At 72.3% G+C, this 20,598-nt stretch carries 16 protein-coding genes; 12 read left to right on the forward strand and 4 right to left on the reverse strand.

Features of this window, described 5'->3' with window-relative positions; all coding sequences use genetic code 11:
- Positions 1-7: 7 nt before the first annotated feature.
- Positions 8-760: an MSMEG_6728 family protein gene (locus tag AB0I91_RS13385; RefSeq protein ID WP_498785959.1), complete on the reverse strand. Its 753-nt coding sequence runs from the start codon at positions 758-760 to the stop codon at positions 8-10.
- Positions 761-845: 85 nt separating this feature from the next.
- Here AB0I91_RS13385 and AB0I91_RS13390 point away from each other — a divergent pair, with 85 nt between their 5' ends.
- Complete coding sequence (locus AB0I91_RS13390) at positions 846-1,505, forward strand: TetR/AcrR family transcriptional regulator (protein WP_499636911.1); 660 nt, start codon at positions 846-848, stop codon at positions 1,503-1,505.
- A gap of 11 nt (positions 1,506-1,516) precedes the next feature.
- A complete protein-coding gene (locus tag AB0I91_RS13395) occupies positions 1,517-2,149 on the forward strand; it encodes a ThuA domain-containing protein (protein ID WP_498785962.1) in 633 nt (210 codons plus the stop codon).
- An 89-nt stretch (positions 2,150-2,238) separates the two neighbouring features.
- On the opposite strand, the gene AB0I91_RS13400 is transcribed toward AB0I91_RS13395, so the two are convergent.
- Complete coding sequence (locus AB0I91_RS13400) at positions 2,239-3,510, reverse strand: ROK family transcriptional regulator (protein WP_498785963.1); 1,272 nt, start codon at positions 3,508-3,510, stop codon at positions 2,239-2,241.
- 156 nt (positions 3,511-3,666) lie between these two features.
- Between AB0I91_RS13400 and AB0I91_RS13405 the strand changes: the two genes are divergently transcribed.
- From AB0I91_RS13405 to AB0I91_RS13425, 5 genes are read left to right on the forward strand one after another with little or no spacing between them, the layout of a single operon-like run.
- Positions 3,667-5,355, forward strand: a complete 1,689-nt coding sequence (locus tag AB0I91_RS13405; protein WP_499636913.1) for an ABC transporter substrate-binding protein — start codon at positions 3,667-3,669, stop codon at positions 5,353-5,355.
- 28 nt (positions 5,356-5,383) lie between these two features.
- Positions 5,384-6,373, forward strand: a complete 990-nt coding sequence (locus AB0I91_RS13410; protein ID WP_498785966.1) for an ABC transporter permease — start codon at positions 5,384-5,386, stop codon at positions 6,371-6,373.
- Between the two features lie 17 nt (positions 6,374-6,390).
- Positions 6,391-8,217 carry a dipeptide/oligopeptide/nickel ABC transporter permease/ATP-binding protein gene (locus AB0I91_RS13415; RefSeq protein WP_499636915.1) on the forward strand — a complete coding sequence of 609 codons (1,827 nt, stop codon included), beginning with the start codon at positions 6,391-6,393 and terminating at the stop codon, positions 8,215-8,217.
- Entirely contained in the window at positions 8,214-9,077 is an 864-nt protein-coding gene (locus AB0I91_RS13420) for an ABC transporter ATP-binding protein (protein WP_498785970.1), read from the forward strand. The genes AB0I91_RS13415 and AB0I91_RS13420 overlap by 4 nt, the downstream gene beginning before the upstream one ends.
- Positions 9,074-11,137, forward strand: coding sequence for a glycoside hydrolase family 36 protein (locus tag AB0I91_RS13425; protein ID WP_499636917.1), 2,064 nt, complete (start codon positions 9,074-9,076; stop codon positions 11,135-11,137). The genes AB0I91_RS13420 and AB0I91_RS13425 overlap by 4 nt, the downstream gene beginning before the upstream one ends.
- A gap of 5 nt (positions 11,138-11,142) precedes the next feature.
- Here AB0I91_RS13425 and AB0I91_RS13430 read toward each other — a convergent pair whose 3' ends face one another.
- Positions 11,143-11,676: a DUF3558 domain-containing protein gene (locus AB0I91_RS13430; protein WP_498785974.1), complete on the reverse strand. Its 534-nt coding sequence runs from the start codon at positions 11,674-11,676 to the stop codon at positions 11,143-11,145.
- A gap of 204 nt (positions 11,677-11,880) precedes the next feature.
- On the reverse strand, positions 11,881-13,998 hold the full coding sequence (locus AB0I91_RS13435; protein WP_499636919.1) for an alpha-galactosidase: 2,118 nt from the start codon (positions 13,996-13,998) through the stop codon (positions 11,881-11,883).
- A gap of 120 nt (positions 13,999-14,118) precedes the next feature.
- Here AB0I91_RS13435 and AB0I91_RS13440 point away from each other — a divergent pair, with 120 nt between their 5' ends.
- From AB0I91_RS13440 to manA, 5 genes are all read left to right on the forward strand, one after another.
- Positions 14,119-16,563, forward strand: a complete 2,445-nt coding sequence (locus AB0I91_RS13440; protein WP_499636921.1) for a glycoside hydrolase family 2 protein — start codon at positions 14,119-14,121, stop codon at positions 16,561-16,563.
- A complete protein-coding gene (locus tag AB0I91_RS13445; RefSeq protein WP_498784666.1) occupies positions 16,560-17,393 on the forward strand; it encodes a LacI family DNA-binding transcriptional regulator in 834 nt (277 codons plus the stop codon). Before AB0I91_RS13440 ends, AB0I91_RS13445 begins: the two co-directional genes overlap by 4 nt.
- A gap of 10 nt (positions 17,394-17,403) precedes the next feature.
- The gene (gene mgrA / locus AB0I91_RS13450) at positions 17,404-18,384 is read left to right on the forward strand and encodes an L-glyceraldehyde 3-phosphate reductase (RefSeq protein ID WP_499636923.1); all 981 of its coding nucleotides are present in this window, start codon (positions 17,404-17,406) and stop codon (positions 18,382-18,384) included.
- Between the two features lie 86 nt (positions 18,385-18,470).
- A complete protein-coding gene (locus AB0I91_RS13455) occupies positions 18,471-19,427 on the forward strand; it encodes an ROK family protein (RefSeq protein WP_498784670.1) in 957 nt (318 codons plus the stop codon).
- A gap of 9 nt (positions 19,428-19,436) precedes the next feature.
- A complete protein-coding gene (manA, locus tag AB0I91_RS13460) occupies positions 19,437-20,537 on the forward strand; it encodes a mannose-6-phosphate isomerase, class I (RefSeq protein WP_498784672.1) in 1,101 nt (366 codons plus the stop codon).
- Positions 20,538-20,598 lie beyond the last annotated feature (61 nt).

Consider the following 20,598-nt stretch of genomic DNA (forward strand, 5'->3'; position numbering starts at 1 on the left):
CGTGGTCTTACTGACGCGACGAACGGGGACCCCTCCGGATCGACACGTCGGCCGAACTTTTTTCCGGGAAGTCGAGCCGGAGGGTGAACCGGCTGGTCGGGGCCGGTAGGCGTTGGCCGCGGCGGAAGAAGCGGACCCGGCGCGGGTCGGCCGCCTCGGCGCGCACGGCCGCCAGGTCGGCCTCGCCGGGCGGGCGGGCGACCGACGGGCCGGGCCGGTGGTCGAGCGGCGGTGGCGGCGGGTGGTCCTCGTCGGGCAGGGGAGGCCGGTCGACGCGGCACGCGACCAGGCCGGGCGTGTCGGGGACGTCCAGCGGGAACACCGGCGCGGGCCAGACGTAGTCGAGGTCGTCCGGGACGTCGGGGAACAGCGGGCGGTAGTGGTCGGGGTCCTTGCGCAGGAGCGCGGACCGGTGGCTGCGGTGCAGGTCGTCGTCACCGAGCCAGGGCGGGAGCAGCCCTTCGGCCAGGCACCACGACCACGTCGGCTCCCGGCCGCCGGTGTAGTCGAGGAACCCGGCGCGCAGGCCGTCGCGGTGGCCGCGCCGTCGCCACTCGTCGCACACGGCCACGCCGTAGGCGACCAGCGCGGGCGTGAAGCCGCGCCACATCAGCACCGCCGGGTGCCGCTTCCAGCCGTACTCGGGCCAGACCAGGGCGCGCAGGATCTGGGCGGTCTCCACGCGCTGCTTGCCGAGCCGCCGCGAGTCGAGCACGGCGGCGCTGCGGGCGAAGGTCGCGCACGGCAGGAACGTCTGCACCCCAGCCGGCTACCCCGCGTGCGGCCGGTCAAGCGCGTGGGTCGTCCGGACAGGCAAAAGACCGGTGGGCTGTTAGCCTGCGGCGGTGGAGTTCCAGCGTGCCCGGCGGCCCGAGCAGGTGGAGCAGCGGCGACGCACGATCCTCGACACGGCGTCCGCGATGCTGCGGGAGCGGTCCGTCGCCGACATCAGCCTGCGCGAGCTGAGCGACCGGGTCGGGCTCGCGAAGTCGAACGTGCTGCGGTACTTCGACAGCCGGGAGGCGATCTTCCTGGAACTGCTCGACCGGGAGTGGGGCGCCTGGCTGGACGAGGTCGAGGCCGCGGTGGCGCCGGCGGCCGAGGCCGAGGAGGTGGCGACCGCGATCGCGACCTCGCTGCTGCGCCGCCGGTTGCTGTGCGAGCTGGTCAGCGGCATGGCCGGAGTGCTGGAGCGCAACATCTCGGTGGACTTCGCGCGCGTGTTCAAGCGCCGGGCGCACGCGCACACGACCCGGTTGGCGGAGGTCGTGCGGGCCGGGGTGCCGGTGCTGGACGAGGCGGCGGCGCGGCACTTCGCCCGCGTGGTGCTGGTCATGACGGCCGGCCTGTGGCCGCACGCGAACCCGACGGACGCGGTGGCGCAGGTGATGCGGGAGCTGGGCGGACCGGCGGCGGGCGAGCTGGTGCGGGAAGGGCTGACGGAGGGCCTGGTGAACCAGCTGGTCGGCCTGGTGGCCCGGTCCGGACGCCCGCGGAGGCCGTAGGGTTCGGCGTCGTGAGGGCACTGGTGGTTCGCGGTGGCTGGGACGGGCACTCGCCGGTGGAGGCGACCGACGGGTTCCTGCCGTTCCTGCGCTCGTCGGGGTTCGCGGTGGACGTGTCGGACTCGCTGGAGGTCTACGACGAGCGCCTCGGCGGGTACGACTTGGTCGTCCAGTGCTGGAGCGACGGCGTGCTGACCGACGACCAGTTCACGTGCCTGGAAGCGGCGGTGCGCGGTGGGACGGGGCTGGCCGGGTGGCACGGCGGCCTGGTGGACGCGTTCCGCCACTCCCGCGGCTACCTGAGGTTGGTCGGTGGCCAGTTCGTCGACCACCCCGGCGGCTTCGTGGACCACCGGGTGGAGATCACCTCGACCCACCCGATCGTGGCCGGTCTCGAGGGGTTCGACCTGCGGACCGAGCAGTACTGGGTGCTGACCGACGGCCTCAACGACGTGCACGCGACCACGACCTTCGCCGCCGCCGAGCCGTGGCACACCCAGCTGACCGTGCCCGCCGTGTGGACCCGCCGCTGGGGCGCCGGCCGCGTCTTCGCCTGCACGATCGGCCACCACCCGGCCGACCTGGCCCTGCCCCCGGTCCGCACCCTGGTCGAACGGGGCCTGCTCTGGGCCGCCCGCCCCTGACCCCCGCGCGTGTCGAACGCCCAAGCCCCGCGTGTCCGACGCTCAGGAACCTTCACGGCCCGCGAGTCGAACGCCCAGGACCCCCGCGGTCACCCGCCCGAGTCCGCCAACGCGGCGGGCTCCGAGTCGGCCAGGTTCTCCGGCAGCCTGAGGCCTTCGTGGAGCGGCACGAGCTCGGATTGCAGCACCAGAGCCGCCCCGCCGATCGCGGACGCCGTGGCGGCCGAACGGGACAGCCTCACGTCGACGCCGTGCGCCGCCCGCGAGAAGAACGTGCGGTCCAGCTCGTCGCGCACCACGGGCAGGTAGACCGAACCGGCGATGGCGAAGCTCGGCCCCGTCAGCACCAGGACCTCCAGGTCCATCACGTTCGCCAACGTCCGCGCCGCCACCGCGATGTACCGCGCCGACCGCTCCAGGATCGCCAACGCCGACGGCTCGCCCCGGCGCGCCGCCCGGCTCACCGCCGCGAAGTCCGACGACACCGACCGCGACCGCCCGGTCAGCCCCGCCGACCCGGCCAGCGCCGCGTCCGCCCGTGCGGCCGCCACCACGGCCGCCGGCCCGGCGAGCACCTCCACGCACCCGCGCGCGCCGCACCAGCACTCCGGCCCGTCCGCGTCCACGCAGATGTGGCCGATCTCCCCGGCGTTGCCGCTGCTGCCGCGGTAGGTGATGCCGTTGATGATCAGACCCGCGCCGATGCCCGTGCCCATGTACAACGCCGCCGAGATCGCCGTCCCGCCGATCCCGCCCGACCAGTGCTCGCCCAGCGCCGCCGCCGTGGCGTCGTTGTCCAGCACCACCGGCAGGCTCGTCTCCCGCTCCAGCTCGCGCGCGAGCGGGAAGTCCTCCCACTTGCGCATGGACGGCGGGGTCAGGCCCATGCCGGTGTCCGAGCTGAGCGGTCCGGGGGAGACCAGGCCGAGGCCCAGCACGCGGTTGTGCTCGACGCCGACGCCGTCGATCAGGCCCTTCACCTCGGCCGCCATCCGCGCCACCACGGTCCGCGGTTCCGCCGCGCCCGCGCCCGCCCTCGAAATGCGGGCCACGACCGATCCGCCGAGATTGGTCAGCACGTACGTGATGCCCGCGTGGTCCAAGTGGACGCCGACGGCGTACCGGGAGGAGTGGTTGAGCTGGAGCAGGACCCGCCGCTTGCCGCCGGTCGACTCGGCCCGCCCGGTCTCGACCACCAGGCCCTCGTCGATGAGCTTGCGGACGACCGTCGAGATGGTGGCGCCGGTGAAACCGGTGGCGTTGATCAGGCCGACGCGGCTGATGGTGCCCGCCGCCCGGATCACGTCCAGCACGGCGGACTTGCTGCTCGCATGCTGCGTCGCCCGCGCCGGTCCGCTCACGTGGTCCCCCGCGTTGGTCTTAGTTCGTTCGTCGGACGAAGGGTAGCAACTTGACCGGCAGATGACGCCGAGGTGTTGACTTCGTTTCTTCGATGACTTAACAATCTGCCTCAACGCGGGACCGCGGCCGGTCTCGGGCCACGAGAGGAATCGACGATGTCCCTGAAGGCAAGGCGCTTCTCACGGGCGCGCATGGCGGCGGCCGGCCTGGCCGCGGTCGCCATGCTGGCGACCGCGTGTGGTGGATCGAGCGCCGGCAGTGACGCGAACAAGGACACGCTGGTCGTCTACACCGGCCAGGCCGGTGACTGGCAGCTGAACTTCAACCCGTTCTCGCCCACCCTGATCGAGGGCCCGGGCACGATCTTCGAACCGCTGTTCTTCTTCAACAACATCCGCGACGTCGAGCCGCGGCCCCGCCTGGGCAAGAGCTTCCAGTGGAACGCCGACGGCACCCAGCTCGACATCGAGCTGCGCGACGACGCCAAGTGGACCGACGGGCAGAAGTTCACCGCCAAGGACGTCGTCTTCACCCTCGACATGGTCTCCAAGAACCCGACCATGAACAGCACGGGCTACAAGGGCACGGCGACCGCGGTCGACGACACGCACGTGTCGGTCAAGTTCACCGAGCCGTCCTACATGGAGGGCCCGCAGGTCCTCGGCAAGATCTTCATGGTCCCCGAGCACAAGTGGAAGGACATCGCGACCCCCGCGACCGACGTCATCAAGGAGCCCGTCGGCACCGGCCCGTTCATGCTGGACGAGTTCAAGGCCCAGGCGTTCACGCTCAAGTCGAACCCCGACTACCACTCCGGTGAGCCGGCCCTGAAGAAGGTCCGCTACCTGGCGCTGTCGGGCAACCAGTCCGGCGAGGCCGCGCTGAGGGCCGGCCAGATCGACTGGCAGACCGGCCCCGTCCCGGACATCGCCGACGTCGAGAAGAACTACCCGGGCTACAAGGCCATCACCATCCCGATGAACCAGGTCGCGCTCTTCACCTGCTCCAACGCCGCCTTGGGCTGCCAGGGCCCGCAGACCGACGTGACCGTGCGCAAGGCGATCTACTACGCCCTCAACCGCACCCAGATCAACTCGCTCGCGTTCGAGAACACCGCGAGCGAGGTGTCCCCGGGCGCCGCGCTGCTGGAGCGCGACAAGGACCAGATCTCCTCGAAGCTCAAGGAGAAGACCGCGCCGATGCAGCCCGACGAGGCCAAGGCCACGCAGCTGCTGGAGGCCGCCGGCTACGCCAAGGGCGGCGACGGGATCTACGCCAAGGACGGCAAGCCGCTGACCATGACCCTCAAGGTCGTCGCCGGCTGGACCGACTACATCACCGCGGTCGACACGATGTCCCAGCAGCTGCAGAAGGTCGGCATCAAGGTGACCGCGCAGCAGCTGTCCTGGAACGAGTGGTCCGACGCGCGTGGCCGCGGCGAGTTCGAGCTGCTGATCGACTCGCTGCACCAGGGCCCGGCGCCCGACCCGTTCTACAACGCGTCCTACTTCTTCAGCACCGCGACCACGGCCAAGGTCGGCGAGGTGGCGAACCCGAACTTCTCCCGGTTCTCCGACCCTCAGGTCGACGCCGCGCTCGCCGGGCTCAAGGGCGTGAACCCGACCGACGACGCCGCCCGCCGGCCCTTCCTGGACACCATCCAGACCAGGATCGAGGAGTCGATCCCGTACATCCCGGTCCTGACCGGCGGCACGACCAGCGAGTACAACGCCAAGAAGTTCACCGGCTGGCCCACCAAGGACGACCTCTACGCGTTCCCGGCGGTCTGGGCGCGCCCGGAGGCGTCGGAGATCTACCTGAAGCTCAAGCCGGCCGGCCAGTGAACGACTGATCGAGGCGATAGGCGGACCGATGAGGTACTACGCCCGAAAGTTCGCGTTCTACCTGGTCGCCCTCTGGGCGGCGCTGACGCTGAACTTCTTCATCCCGAGGCTCATGCCGGGCAACCCGGTGGACATCCTCATGGCGAAGCTCGCGCAACGCGGCGGAACCGTGGACCCATCGGCCCGCAGGGCGTACGAGCTGCTGCTCGGCACGAACAGCGGCGAGTCGCTCTTCCAGCAGTACATCTCGTACCTGGGCAACATGTTCCGGGGTGATCTGGGCATATCGGTGAGCGCGTTCCCCGCGCCGGTGTCCCAGATCATCTCGGAAGCCCTGCCGTGGACCCTGATGCTCGTCGGCATCGCGACGTTCCTGTCGTTCGCCCTCGGCATCGTCCTCGGCGCGTTCGTCGGCTGGCGGCGCGGCACCTGGCTCGACGGCCTGGTGCCCGCCACCACCGTGCTGGCCGCCGTGCCGTACTTCTGGCTGGCGCTGATCCTGGTCGCGCTGCTGTCCTCGGCGTGGGGCTGGTTCCCGCTGCAAGGCGGCTACGACGTGATCCTCACGCCCGGCTGGAACGCCGAGTTCATCGGCTCGGCGATCTACTACGGCACGCTGCCCGCGCTGACCATCGTGATCTCGTCGGTCGGCGGCTGGCTGCTCGGCATGCGCAACATGATGGTGTCCGCCACCGCCGAGGACTACGTGCTCACCGCCAAGGCCAAGGGCCTGCGCGACTCGCGGATCATGATCAAGTACGCGGCCCGCAACGCGGTGCTGCCGTCCGTGGCCGGTTTCGCCATCTCGCTCGGGTTCGTGGTGGCCGGCTCCATCATCACCGAGCAGGTGTTCTCCTACCCGGGCATCGGGTCCAAGCTCCTGCAAGCGGTGCAGAACAACGACTACGCCCTCATGCAGGGCATCTTCCTGGTCATCACGGTCGCCGTGCTCGGCGCGAACCTCGTGGTCGACCTGCTCTACGCCGTCATCGACCCGCGCACCCGCGTCAGCGGCTGAGAAGGAGAACGGACACCGTGACGAATCTCAGTGCTGTCACCGTCGAGGCTCCGCGCGGGCGGGCCGGGTGGCGGTCCATGCTGCCGCGCTGGTCGCCCAAGCTCGGCGTCGGCCTGGTCCTGATCGGGCTGATCACGTTCATCGGCCTGATCGGCCCGCTCCTGGTCGGCGACCCGAACGCGATCCGGGACGTGGGCCTGACCGGGCCGGGCGGCGAGTTCTGGCTCGGCACCACGCAGACCGGCCAGGACATCGTGGCGCAGCTCGCGTACGCCACCAGGGGCTCGCTCTACATCGGCCTGATGGTCGGCGTGATGGCGACCGCCCTGTCGGCCCTGTTCGGCATCGTCGGCGCCTACATCGGCGGGTACGTCGACGAGGGCTTCTCCCTGTTCTCCAACGTGATGCTGGTGATCCCCGGCCTGCCGCTGGTGATCGTCATCTCCGCGTTCGTGCCCGCCGACCAGCGCGGCTCGTGGACGATCGCGGTGGTGCTCGCGATCACCGGCTGGGCCGCGTCGGCACGGGTGCTGCGCGCCCAGACGCTGTCGCTGCGCAACCGCGACTACGTGGCCGCGGCCAAGGTCTCCGGCGAGAAGCCGTGGCGCGTCATCACCGTCGAGATCCTGCCGAACCTGCTGCCGCTGCTGGCCTCGCAGTTCGTGTTCTCGGTGATCTACGCGATCCTCAGCGAGGCCGGCCTGTCGTTCCTCGGCCTGGGCGCCTCCAACTCCTCCACGCTCGGCACGATGCTCTACTACGCCCAGAACGGCTTCGCGCTGCAACGCGAGGCGTGGTGGTGGTTCGTCCCGCCGGGCCTGATCATCGCCCTGTTCGGCTGCGGCCTGGCGCTGGTCAACTTCAGCATCGACGAGATCATCAACCCGAAGCTGCGCGACATCCCCCGGCGCGCCGAGGCCGATGCCGACCGGCCGGCCGAGCCCGTGGCGCGCGCGGACGACGACGTGGTGCTCACCGTGAACGACCTGTCCGTCGTGTACCAGGTGGAGAAGCCGGTGCACGCGGTCAAGGACGTGTCGATCACGTTGCGGCGCGGTGAGATCCTCGGCCTGGCCGGCGAGTCCGGCTGCGGCAAGACGACGCTGGCCTACGCGATCAACCGGCTGCACCGGCCGCCCGCCGAGGTGACCACCGGCTCGGTCACGTTCCACGACCGCGAGGGCGGCGACATCGACGTGCTCGCGCTCACGCCGGGCGAGCTGCGGGCGTTCCGCTGGTCGAAGCTGTCGATGGTGTTCCAGGGCGCGATGAACGCGCTCAACCCCGTCATCACGGTCCGGGCGCAGCTCGACGACGTGCTCACCACGCACCGCCCGGAGATGACCAAGGCCCAGCGCAAGGCCAAGTGCGAGGAGGTGCTCAAGCTGGTCGGCGTCGACGTGCGGCGGCTCAGCTCCTTCCCGCACGAGCTGTCCGGCGGCATGCGGCAGCGCGTGATGATCGCCATGGCGCTGCTGCTCGACCCGCAGGTCATGATCATGGACGAGCCGACCACCGCGCTGGACGTCGTCGTGCAGCGCGGCATCCTGCGCGAGATCCTGCGGCTGCGCGACGAGATCGGCTTCGCCGTCCTGTTCATCACCCACGACCTGCCGCTGCTGCTCGAACTCGCCGACCGCATCGCCGTGATGAAGGACGGCGAGGTCGTCGAGTACGCCACCGCGCAGGACATGTTCGAGCAGCCCGCGCACCCCTACACCCGCCAGCTGCTCGACTCGTTCCCCAGCCTGACCGGCGAACGCGGCTCGTTCGTCCGCTCCGGCGAGCAGCTGACGCCGGTCGACCGGTCCGGCGAGCCCACCCCGTCCGGAGGCGTTCGATGACCACGTTGGAAGCGCGCGAGCTGGTCAAGGACTTCCACGTCCGGGTCGGCCTGCGGCGGGTGCGGCTGCGCGCGGTGGACAACGTCTCGTTCACCCTCACGCCCGGCCGCACGGTCGCGCTGGTCGGCGAGTCCGGCTCGGGCAAGTCCACCATCGCCCGGATGATCGCCCGGCTGGAGAAGCCCAGCGGCGGCGCGATCACGCTCACCGGACCGGACGGCGCGAAGGTGCCCGAACGCGCGTACCGGGACAACGTGCAGATGGTGTTCCAGGACCCGTTCGCGTCGCTGAACCCGTTCCACACCATCGAGCACCACCTGGCGCGGCCGTTGAAGCTGCACGGCCGGCCGCACGGCTGGGACGACGTCGTGCAGCTGCTGGAGCGCGTGTCCCTGCCCGGCCGAGACGTCGCCGGGCGGCGACCGCACGAGCTGTCCGGCGGCCAGCGCCAGCGGGTGGCGATCGCGCGGGCGCTGGCGCCGGGCGCGAAGGTCGTGGTGGCCGACGAACCGGTGTCGATGCTGGACGTCTCCATCCGGCTGGGCGTGCTGAACCTGATGGCCCGGTTGCAGCGCGAGGAGAACCTGGCCGTCCTCTACATCACGCACGACCTGGCCACCGCGCGGCACTTCTCCGACGACATCCTCGTGCTCTACAAGGGGCGCGTGGTCGAACGGGGACCGGCCGACGAGGTGATCCTCAACCCGCAGCACCCGTACACCAAGATCCTCGCCTCCGCCGCGCCGAACCCCGAGGCGCGCGGCCGTGCCGTCGAGATCGACCCGGCGGACGTGGAACGGGCCGGCGCCGCCGCCGCGTACGACCACAACACCGGGGCGTGGGAGGAAGTCGCGAAATGACGGTCACCTGGTCCACCGGCGCGATCAGGCTGCTGCTCACGCACGGGGACGACCGTCCGGTGAGCCTGCTCTCGCTGCGCCCCGACGGGCCGGTCGAGGGGATCGGGGTGCCGCTGGTCGAGGTCCAGGCCATCGGGCACGGCCGGTTCCCCGGCAGCCACCGCTACGCCGACACCGCGATCGGCGCCCGCCTGCGCCACCGCTCGCACACCGCGTCCGCGGACGAGCTGCGGGTCGTGCAGCACGACCCGGTGAGCGGGTTGGTGGTGACGTCGGTGTTCCAGGGCGTCGCCGGCGTGCCCGCGGTGCGGACGTGGACCGAGGTGGAGGTCGAGGGCGAGCCGGTCCACCTCCAGGCCGTGACGTCGCTGTCCACCGGGGCGTTCCTGGTGGACAGCGGCCGTTCGGTGGACGAGGTCGACCTCGTGCACGCCGACTCCGACTGGGTCGCCGAGTCGCGCTGGCACCGCACGCCGCTGCGCGAGGCCGGCCTGGTGGCGATGGACCCGACCGTGCACCACCACGCGTCGCGCAGCCGGTTCGCGCTGACCTCGCGCAGCTCGTGGTCCACGGGCGAGCACCTGCCGACCGGCGTGCTGGTGGCGCGGGACGACAGCTGGGCCCTCGCGTGGCAGATCGAGCACAACGGCGCGTGGCACTTCGAGGTGGGGGAGACCGTCGCCGGCGCGTACCTGGCGCTGCTGGGGCCCAGCGACGGCGAGCACCAGTGGGGTCGCGTGGTGTCCGAGGGCGACGGCTTCACCACCGTGCCCGTGTCGGTGGCGATCGCCGCCGGCGGCGTGGACGAGGCGATCGGCGCGTTGACGCGGCAGCGGCGGGCGACGTTGCGCAACCGGCGCGCGCCCGAGCTGCCGGTGATCTTCAACGACTACATGAACACCCTCATGGGCGACCCGACCACCGAGAAGCTGCTGCCGCTGATCGATGCGGCGGCCGAGGTGGGCGCGGACTACTTCTGCGTCGACGCCGGGTGGTACGACGAGGACGGCAAGTGGTGGGACAGCGTCGGCGAGTGGCGGCCGTCGCGGACCCGGTTCCCGAACGGCTTCGGCGAGGTCGCCGACCGGATCCGGGAGCGCGGGATGGTGCCCGGCATCTGGCTGGAGCCCGAGGTCGTCGGCGTGCGGTCGGCACTGGCCCGGTCGTTGCCGGACGAGGCGTTCTTCCAGCGCCAGGGCGCGCGGGTGGGCGAGCACGGCCGCTTCCACCTGGACTTCCGGCACCCGGCCGCGGTCCGGCACGTGGACGAGGTGGTCGACCGGCTGGTCGAGGAGTTCGGCGTCGGGTACGTCAAGCTGGACTACAACATCATGCCCGGCGCGGGCACCGACGTCGGCGGGGTGGCGCCGGGTGACGGCCTGCTCGGGCACAACCGGGCGCACCTGGCCTGGTTGGACGCGCTGCTGGCCCGGCACCCGGGGCTGCTGCTGGAGAACTGCGCGTCCGGGGCCATGCGGATGGACTACGCGATGCTGTCGCGGCTGCACCTGCAGTCGACTTCGGACCAGCAGAACCCGTTGCTGTACCCGCCGATCGCCGCCGCGCCCGCGTCCGTGCTGCCGGAGCAGGCCGGGAACTGGGCGTACGCGCAGCCGGGGATGACGCCGTCGGAGGCCGCGTTCACCTTGGCCACCGGCGTGCTGGGTCGCCTGTACCTGGCCGGCCGGGTCGACCTCATGGACCCGTCGCAACGGGCTCTGGTCGCCGAGGCGGTCTCGGTCCACAAGGGACTGCGGCCGGAGATCGCCACGTCGGTCCCGTTCTGGCCGCTCGGCCTGACCGGCCGCGCCGGCGCGTGGGTGGCGCAGGGGCTGCGCGCGCCGGCGAACAGCTACGTGACCGCGTGGCGGCTGCCCGACGCGCCACCGGCCGCGGACCTGCCCGTGCCGCACCTGCGCGGCCGGGACGTCGCGGTGTCCCCGGTGTTCCCGGTGGCGTCACCGGAGTGGGCCTTCGAGTGGCACGCGGAACGAGGGGTGCTGCGTACCACCCACAGCGGCGCCACGCCGTCGGCGGTCGTCGTGAGGCTGGGCGCCTGATCGCGTCAGGGCAGCCGGGGCTCGACCAGTTCGGCGACCCGCATCGCCATCGGGCACGGGTCCTCGGCCGGGCTGCCCGAGTTCAGCACCACGTCGACCCGGGACGACGCCGTGACGCCGATGAAGATCCCGCAGCTGCCGGTCGCGCCCACGGCCTGCTTGGCCTGGTGGCGGCCGATCACCAGCTCCTGCACCACGTTGCCGCTCGACTGGACCTGGTCCAGCCCGGACGTGGTCCGGATGCCCACACCCAGCAGGGCCTGCCGGGGCGAGAAGTTGCACACCCGCGCCGAACCGAGCTGCTCCACCACCGGCTCGGCGGTCTGCGCGCCGGTGACCTGCTCGGCCTCGGCCTTGGTGAGCAGGTCGCACGGGTCGGCGCCGTCCAGCGGGCCGCCCCGCGACGGCCCGACCGCGGGCGCGGTGGCCGGTCGCGACGAGCCGTCGGAGGTCGGGCCGGAGGGGCTCTCGGCGGGCCCGCCGCAGGCGACGGCCGAGAGCAGGACCGCGACGGCGGCCAGCGTGGTGCGAGGGTTCACTGGGTCGTTCCCCGGTCGGTCAGGGCGGGAGGGCGCGCCGCCGGCGGTCCGGTCGGTCCTCGCCCCGGTGACGCTCACGACCGGGACCGACGCTTCGGTCCGCCGACCGTAGCGCACGTTCTGGGAGCGCTACCAGACCTGCGTCCGCCGAGCCGACGACCGCGACGGCCGCCCAGGCGGACGGCCGTCGCGCGGCACGCGCCGCTAGACCGCCGTGGCCCGCACCAGCACCAACCGCTCCGGGTGCTGCACGGGAGCCTGCACGCCCGCCGTGTCGAGCACCCGGCCCGGCAGCGTCACGCCGTCCTGCCACCACGGCAGGCGCACGCCCCAGTTGTCGGCGTTGCCGTCGGGCACGTCGCCGGGCGCCAACGGGCGCACGTGGTACGTCCGGTCCGCGGACAGGCCCGGCAGCCGCACCGGCCCCGGCGGGTAGAGCCGGGACGTGGCCAGCGCGACGATCGCGAACACGGCGTCCGACCCGTCCTCCGCCACCACCCCGTGCACCTCGATCGCCGGGTCCGGGTGGTCGCCGTGCACCGACACGCCGGAGTGCAGCAGCGGCCGCAGTTCCTTGTACAGGGCCACCCACGACCGCAGCCGCTCCAGGTCCGACTCCGACGCCGCGGTCAGGTCCCACTCGATGCCGAAGTGCCCGAACAGCGCCGTGCCCGCCCGGAAGTCGATCGGGTGCTGCCGGTGCGTGGTGTGCGACGTCCCCGAGCCCACGTGCGTCCCCATCAGCTCCAACGGGATCAGCGCGTTCGTCCACCGCTGCATCGACTGCCGCTCCAGCGCGTCGATGCAGTCCGACACCCATACCCGGTCCGTGCGCTCCAGGATCTCCAGGTCCACCCGCCCGCCGCCGGACGAGCACGACTCGATCTCCACGCCGGGGTGTCGCCGCCGCAGCTCGTCCAGCAGCCGGTAGACGGCCGCCGTCTGGCCGTGCACCCCCGCCCGGCCGGTCGGCCGGTGCCCGGCGTCCACCAGGTCCCGGTTGTGGTCCCACTTCAGGTAGGACACCGGGTACTCGGTGAGCAGCGCGTCCAGCCGCTCCAGGATGTGCGCGAACGCCTCCGGCCGGGCCAGGTCGAGCACCTGCTGGTGCCGTGCCGTGCCGGGCAGCCGGTCGCCCGCCGCCATGATCCAGTCCGGGTGCGCCCGGGCCAGCTCCGAGTCCGGGTTGACCATCTCCGGCTCGACCCAGATGCCGAACTGCATGCCCAACCCGGTCACGTGGTCGGTCAGCGGCCCGAGCCCGTCCGGCCACACCTCGTCGGAGACGTACCAGTCGCCGAGGCCGCGCCGGTCGTCGCGCCGCGACCCGAACCAGCCGTCGTCCAGCACGAACCGCTCCGCGCCGACCGACGCGGCGGCGTCCGCCAACGCCTTCAGCCGGCCCAGGTCGTGGTCGAAGTACACGGCCTCCCACGTGTTCACCACGACCGGCCGGGGCGAGGAGGGGTGCGACGCGCGCGAGCGCAGGTGCCGGTGGAACCGCGCCGACACCTCGTCCAGCCCTCGCCCGTACGACGCGTACTGCCACGGCGAGGTGTACGACTCGCCGGGCCCCAGCACGACCTCGCCGGACAGCAGCAGCTCACCCGACCCGAGCAGGGACACGGAGTGGTAGTTCTTCTCGGCGAACGTCCGGTGGTTGCCCGACCAGGCCGTGTGCACGGCCCAGATCTCGCCCGAGCGGTTGCCGAACCCGGCGGTGCCCGCGGCGAGCAGGTACGCCGAGTCGTAGCCGGTCCGACCGGTCCGGTTCTCGCGCACGTGCAGGCCGTGGTTCCACGCCGTGCGCTGCGGGCTGCGCTCCCGCGTCCAGCGCCCCGTGAAGTCCAGGAGCTCGACCGCCTGCGGCGGCGCGGGCAGGGTCAGGTTCACCGCGTCCACGGCGAAGTCGGACGACCCGGTGTTGGTCAGCACGGCCCGCTGCCGCACCAGCCCGGACGGCGTCAGCTCGATGACCAGTTCCAGCCCGAGCCCGGCGACCTCGTCCACCGCGCGGACCGCGGGACCGTCCACCGACACCACGCGGAACGCGGTCGAGAAGTCCCGCCCGCCCCGGTTGCCGACGATTCCCGGCGTGCCCAGCCAGCCCGCCGACTGCTCCGGCAGCACGGCCACGTCCACCGCGCCGTCGACCGAGAAGCCGATGGGGTGCGGAGACTGCGCGACCAGCACCGCGGCCAACTCCTCCGAGGTGAGTTCGCCCAGGTCAGCGCCCCAATGGCGGACCCGGGGGAGGGTGCTCCCGGAGAAGTCGAGCACCAGGCTCACACCCGCGGCCCGCAGGTGCGTCACGTCTGCCACTTGTGGTCTTCCTCTCTGGTGGTGAACCTCGTTGACTTACTTTAGTTGCTGGCGTAAGAATCGCCATACCTTGAACGTCACACGGCAGAAACCCACCGCCACCGCCCGAAAAGAGGAACGATGATTCGCACGACCTTGCACGACGGGTGGCGCCTGAGCGCGGTGGGTGGGCCGATCCCGGCGGTCGTCGCCGACCGCTCGGTGCCCGCCGCCGTGCCCGGCAGCACTCATCTCGACCTCCTCGCGGCGGGCCTGATCCCCGAGCCCTACCTGGACACCAACGAGGCCGAGCTGGCCTGGATGCACCGCGCCGACTGGCGCTACGAGCTGACCTTCGAGGCCGAGGCCGCGAAGCCCGGCGAGAAGGTCGAGATCGCTTTCGACGGCCTCGACACCGTCACCACGGTCGAGCTCAACGGCCACGTCCTCGGCCACACGGCGAACATGTTCCGCTCGTACCGCTTCGACGTGCGCGAGCACCTCAAGGACGGCGCGAACGACCTCGTCGTCACCTTCCACTCCGCCCTGGCCTACGCCGAGGAGCAGGAGGAGAAGCTGGGCCGGCGCGACCGCGCCTACCCGCACCCGATGAACGCCCTGCGCAAGATGGCCTGCTCGTTCGGCTGGGACTGGGGCCCGGACCTGCAGACCGCGGGCATCTGGAAGCCGGTGCGGCTGGAGCGCTGGACCGAGGCGCGCCTGGCGCACGTGCGCCCGCTCGTCACGGTGGACGCGGACGGCACGGGCCGGGTCGAGGTGCACGTCGAGGTCGACCGCGCCGGCGACACCGACCTGACCGCGATCGCGACCGTGGCCGGCGTCGAGCAGCGCGTCCGGGTCGAGGGCGACTCCGCCGTGGTGACCGTCGAGGTGCCGGACGTCGAACTGTGGTGGCCCGTGGGCTACGGCGACCACCCCCTCTACGACTTGGCCGTCATCCTCCAGTCCGGCGGCGAGGACGTCGACCGCGCCGACCGCCGCGTCGGCTTCCGCACCATCACCGTCGACACGACGCCCGACGAGGTCGGCACGCCGTTCACGTTCGTCGTCAACGGCAAGCCGGTGTTCGCCAAGGGCGCCAACTGGATCCCGGACGACCACTTCCTCACCCGCGTCACCCGCGACCGCCTGGCCCACCGGGTCGACCAGGCCGTCGACGCCAACATGAACATGCTCCGCATCTGGGGCGGCGGCATCTACGAGACCGAGGACTTCTACGACGTCTGCGACGAGCGCGGCGTGCTGGTGTGGCAGGACTTCCTGTTCGCCTGCGCCGCGTACGCCGAGGAATCGCCGCTGTGGGAAGAGGTCGAGGCCGAGGCGCGCGAGAACGTCGCCCGCCTGACCTCGCACGCGTCCCTGGCGCTGTGGAACGGCAACAACGAGAACCTGTGGGGCTTCGCCGACTGGGGCTGGGCGGAGCAGCTGCAGGGCCGCACCTGGGGCCTCGGCTTCTACACCGACCTGCTGCCGAAGATCGTCGCCGAGCTCGACCCGACCCGGCACTACTCGCCGGGCAGCCCGTACAGCCCGGGCGAGCTCCACCCGAACGAGGACACCCACGGCACGCGCCACGAGTGGGAGGTATGGAACCGGATCGACTACACCCACTACCGCGACCACACCCCGCGGTTCTGCTCGGAGTTCGGCTTCCAGGGCCCGCCGACCTGGGCGACGCTCACCAAGTGGGTGCACGACGAGCCGATGACGCCGACCTCGCCCGCGTTCCTGCTGCACCAGAAGGCCGAGGACGGCAACGGCAAGCTCGACCGCGGCCTCGCGCCGCACCTGCCCGCGCCGGCGGAGTTCCCGGACTGGCACTGGGCGACCCAGCTCAACCAGGCTCGCGCGGTCGCGTTCGGCGTCGAGCACTTCCGCTCGCACTGGCCCCGCACGGCGGGCGCGCTGGTGTGGCAGCTCAACGACTGCTGGCCGGTGACCTCGTGGGCCGCGATCGACGGCGAGGAGCGGCTCAAGCCGCTGTACTACGCGCTCAAGCACGCCTTCGCGCCACGCCTGCTGACCGTCCAGCCGCGTGACGGGGTGGACGCGCTCATCGCGGTCAACGACACCGACGAGGCCTGGACCGGCGACGTCGCGCTGGAGCGCCAGACGTTCACGGGCGAGGTGCTCACGGCGGCTAAACTCCCGCTCGACGTGCCGGCGAGGTCGGTGGCGCGGCTCGACCTGGCGGCCGAACTGATCACGCCGGGCGACCCGAAGGGGGAGGTGCTGGTGGTGAGCACGGCCGAAGCGCGCACCGCGCACCTGTTCCGCGAGGACCTGGAGCTGGCCTACGACCCCGCGCCGCTGACCGCCGAGGTGCGGCGGGTGGACGGCGGGTACCGGGTGGACGTCACCGCGTCCTCCTTCGCCCGTGACGTCGCGCTGCTGGCCGACCGGGTCGCCGAGGACGCCGTCGTCGACGACACCCTGGTCACCCTGCCCGCCGGCGGCACGCACTCGTTCCTGGTCCGGACCGCGGCCGAGCTGGCCGACCCGGCCGCGCTGACCGGTCCGCTGGTGCTGCGCTCGGCCAACGACCTGTGCGCGGTGCGGACATGACGACCGGTTCGACCGGCGCCGTCGGCCTGGTCCTGGCCCGCCCCGCGCGGCTGCTGGGCGCGGAGCCGTTCTTCATGGAGTTCATCGCGGGCATCGAGGAGCGGCTCGCCGAGGGCGACCGGTCGGTGCTGCTGCACGTCGTGGGCGCCGAGGACGCGGAGATCGCCGCCTACCGCAGGTGGGCGGCGCGCGGCCTGGTCGACGCGGTCGTGGTCGTCAACCGCACGGTGGACGACCACCGGCCGGCGGTGCTGCGCGAGATGGGCCTGCCCGCGCTGTACGTGGGCGAGCCGGACGAGCTGGCCGTGCCCGCGGTGCGCACCGACGACGCGGGCCCCGTGCGGGAGGCGTTGGCGTACCTGCTCGACCTCGGGCACCGGCGCATCGCCCGGGTCAGCGGCCCGACCACGCTGCTGCACACCAGGGCGCGCACCGCCGCGCTGCTCGAGGGCTGCGCGGAGGCGGGCATCGAGCCCGTCGTGCTGGAGGGCGACTACTCCGAGGAGTCGGGGGCGAAGCTCACCACCGCGCTGCTCAACTCCCCGGAGCCGCCGACCGCGATCCTCTACGACAACGACGTGATGGCCGTGGCGGGCCTCAACGTCGCCAAGGAACTCGGCGTCGCCGTGCCCGACCGGCTCAGCCTGGTGGCGTGGGACGACTCGTCGCTGTGCCGGCTCGCGTCACCCGCCCTGACCACGATGAGCGTGGACGTGCACCAGTTCGGCGTCACGGTCGCCGAGTCGGTGCTGGAGCTGATCGAGGGCGTCGAGGTCGCCGAGCGCTGGTCGCCCAAGCCCACGCTCATCGCGCGGGAGAGCACCCGATAGAAGGATCCCCATGACCCACCACGCCGCCGAGTCGCGGTACGACGCCATGCCCTACCGCCGGTCCGGCCGCAGCGGGCTCAAGCTGCCCGCCGTGTCGCTCGGCCTGTGGCACAACTTCGGGCACGACAAGCACCTCGACGGCCAGCGGGCCATCCTGCGCCGCGCGTTCGACCTCGGCGTGACGCACTTCGACCTGGCCAACAACTACGGGCCGCCGCCCGGCAGCGCCGAGGAGAACTTCGGCCGGCTGTTCGCGGCGGACTTCCGGCCGTACCGCGACGAGATCCTGGTGTCCACCAAGGCCGGCTACCACATGTTCGACGGCCCGTACGGCGAGTGGGGCTCCCGCAAGTACCTGGTCAGCTCATTGGACCGGTCGCTGGCGCGGATGGGCTTGGACTACGTCGACATCTTCTACCACCACCGGCCCGACCCGGACACCCCCATCGAGGAGACGATGGGCGCGCTGGACCACGTCGTCCGCTCGGGCAAGGCGCTGTACGCCGGCATCTCGAACTACTCGGCGGAGCAGACCGCGGAAGCGGCCCGGGTGCTGCGCGAGCTGGGCACGCCGCTGCTGATCCACCAGCCGTCGTACTCGATGTTCAACCGGTGGGTCGAGGACGGCCTGCTGGACGTGCTGGCCGAGGTCGGCGCGGGCAGCATCGCGTTCTCGCCGCTGGCGCAGGGCGTGCTGACCGACCGCTACCTCGACGGCGTGCCGGCGGGTTCGCGCGCGGCGGGCGCCTCGCCGTTCCTCTCGGCGTCCAACTTGGACGACGCGACGCTGGCGAAGGTGCGCGCGCTCGACGAGATCGCGAAGCGGCGCGGGCAGACGCTGGCGCAGCTGGCGATCGCGTGGGTGCTGCGCAACGTAACGTCCGCGCTGATCGGCGCCTCCAGCGTGAAGCAGCTGGAGGACAACGTGGCCGCGACGGCGAACCTGGCGTTCGAGGCCGACGAGCTGGCCGAGATCGAACGGCACCTCTGACGTCCCGCGCGGCGTGAGATGAACCGCTTCAGCGCTGCTGTCAACGCCTCTTGACGAAACTTTGCTTAACCGCTTAACTAAGTCCCATGGGGCAAGCACTCGACCCGGTCGCGGTCGCCATCGACATCGGCGGCACCAAGCTCGCCGCGGCGTTGGTCGAGTCCGACGGCACCGTCCTGGCCCGCCGCACCACGGCGACGCCCGCAGGTGACGCGGAGGCGGTCTGGGGCGGCCTCGCGGGAGTTCTCGACGAACTCCTCGCCGCCGCCCCGGACCGCACCGTGCTCGGCGCGGGCATCGCCTCGGCCGCGCCGATGGACCTGCGCACCGGCACGATCAGCCCGGTCAACATCCCGGGCTGGCGCGACTTCCCGATCACCGCCCGCGTCGGCGAGCTGCTGCCCGGCCTGCCGGTCCGGCTCGGCGGCGACGCGCTGTGCATGGCGCTGGCCGAGTACCACCACGGCAACGGCCGCGGCAGCGGGTGCCTGCTCGGCATGGTCGTGTCCACCGGCATCGGCGGCGGGTTCGTCTTCGCCGGCCGGCCGCACTTCGGCGCCACCGGCAACGCGGGCCACGTCGGCCACTTCGTGGTCGACCCGACCGGCCCGCTGTGCGGCTGCGGCGCGAACGGCTGCTCCGAGGCCTTCGCCAGCGGCCCGTCGATGGTGCGCTGGGCGTTGGAGCAGGGCTGGCAGCCGCTCGGGGGCACGGCGGACGGCGTCGCGCTCGCCGCGTCGGCCAGGGCGGGCGACCCGACCGCGGCGGCGGCGTTCCGCCGTTCCGGCGCGGCGGTCGCCCAGGTCATCACGGTCGCCTCCGCGTTGTGCGAGGTCGACCGCGTGGTCATCGGCGGTGGGGTCGCGCAGGCCTGGGACCTGCTCGAACCCGCCATCACGCAGCCGCTCGCGGACTACGCGGGGCTGGCGTTCATGCGCCGGGTCGACGTGCTCCCGGCGACGTTGGGCGTCGACTCGGGACTGATCGGGGCCGCGGCGCTGCTCGCGGACGACCGCGTCCCGTCCGTGCCCGTGGGAATCTGAGGACACACCGTGCGCAAGCTGGACACCACCGTCCGGGAGTACCACTGGGGTTCGCGGACCGCGCTGGCCGAGCTGCGCGGCGAACCGTCGCCCAGCGCCGTGCCGCAGGCCGAGCTGTGGGTCGGCGCGCACCCCGACGACCCGTCCCGGCTGGCCGACTGCGACGTGCCGCTGGACGCCTACCTCGCCGCCAACCCCGCCGGCCTGCTCGGGCCGGCCGGCCTGGCCGCGTTCGGGCCGCGGCTGCCGTTCCTGCTCAAGGTGCTGGCCGTGGACGCGCCGCTGTCGTTGCAGGTGCACCCGAACCGCGAACAGGCCGCGGTCGGGTTCGCCGAGCACGGCTACCGCGACGACCGGCCCAAGCCGGAGGTCCTGGTGGCGCTGACCGAGTTCGAGACGCTGTCCGGCTTCCGCCGCCCTGACGAGACCGCGGCGCTGCTGGACGAGCTGGGCCTGCCGTCGCTGGCCCCGATGCGGGCCGAGCTGTCGGTCTGCCACACGTGGGGAGCGCTGCGCTGGGCGTTGCAGACCGCGGACGCGGCCCTGGTCGCGGAGGTGGCGACGGCCGCGGCGCGCGTGCCCGCGCTGGCGCACGTCGCGGCACTGGCCGAGGTCTACCCGGAGGACGCGGGCGTGGTGGCGGCGTTGCTGCTCAACGCGGTGAAGCTGCGGCCGGGGCAGGGTGTCTACGTCGGCGCGGGGGTGCTGCACGCCCACCTGCGCGGCACGGGCGTCGAGCTGATGGCGAACTCCGACAACGTGCTGCGCGCGGGCCTGACCACCAAACCGGTCGACGTGCCCGCGGTGCTGTCGCTGGTGGACCACGAGAGCGGGCCCGCGGCCGTGCTCGACGGCGAGGGCGACGGCCCGGTGAGGACCTACCGGACGCCCGACCCCGAGTTCCGCCTGCACGCCGTGCGGCCGGGCGCCGTGCTGCCCGGTGCCGGCCCACAGCTCCTGTTGTGCACCAAGGGTTCCGTCGTCGTCAGGCGCGGCGGTGACGAGGTCGCGCTGCGCGGCGGTGAGTCGGCGTTCCTGCCGCACAGCGCCGACGCGGCCGAGGTCTCCGGCGACGGCGAGGCGTTCTGGGCGACCACGAACCTCGGCTGACGCGGGTGAGCACACGGGCGCGGGCTGGTTCGCCGCACCCGTGTGCTCGTTCCCACTGCGC

Source organism: Actinosynnema sp. NPDC049800 (assembly GCF_040656635.1).
In the GTDB taxonomy this organism is placed as follows: Bacteria; Actinomycetota; Actinomycetes; order Mycobacteriales; family Pseudonocardiaceae; genus Actinosynnema.

Bases quoted from the DNA above. Each gene is read 5' to 3' on its own strand.
- AB0I91_RS13405 (WP_499636913.1), top strand. From the start codon at position 3,667: ATGTCCCTGAAGGCAAGGCGCTTCTCACGGGCGCGCATGGCGGCGGCC.
- AB0I91_RS13455 (WP_498784670.1), top strand. From the start codon at position 18,471: ATGGGGCAAGCACTCGACCCGGTCGCGGTCGCCATCGACATCGGCGGC.
- AB0I91_RS13445 (WP_498784666.1), top strand. From the start codon at position 16,560: ATGACGACCGGTTCGACCGGCGCCGTCGGCCTGGTCCTGGCCCGCCCC.
- AB0I91_RS13420 (WP_498785970.1), top strand. From the start codon at position 8,214: ATGACCACGTTGGAAGCGCGCGAGCTGGTCAAGGACTTCCACGTCCGG.
- mgrA (WP_499636923.1), top strand. From the start codon at position 17,404: ATGACCCACCACGCCGCCGAGTCGCGGTACGACGCCATGCCCTACCGC.
- AB0I91_RS13410 (WP_498785966.1), top strand. From the start codon at position 5,384: ATGAGGTACTACGCCCGAAAGTTCGCGTTCTACCTGGTCGCCCTCTGG.
- AB0I91_RS13440 (WP_499636921.1), top strand. From the start codon at position 14,119: ATGATTCGCACGACCTTGCACGACGGGTGGCGCCTGAGCGCGGTGGGT.
- AB0I91_RS13425 (WP_499636917.1), top strand. From the start codon at position 9,074: ATGACGGTCACCTGGTCCACCGGCGCGATCAGGCTGCTGCTCACGCAC.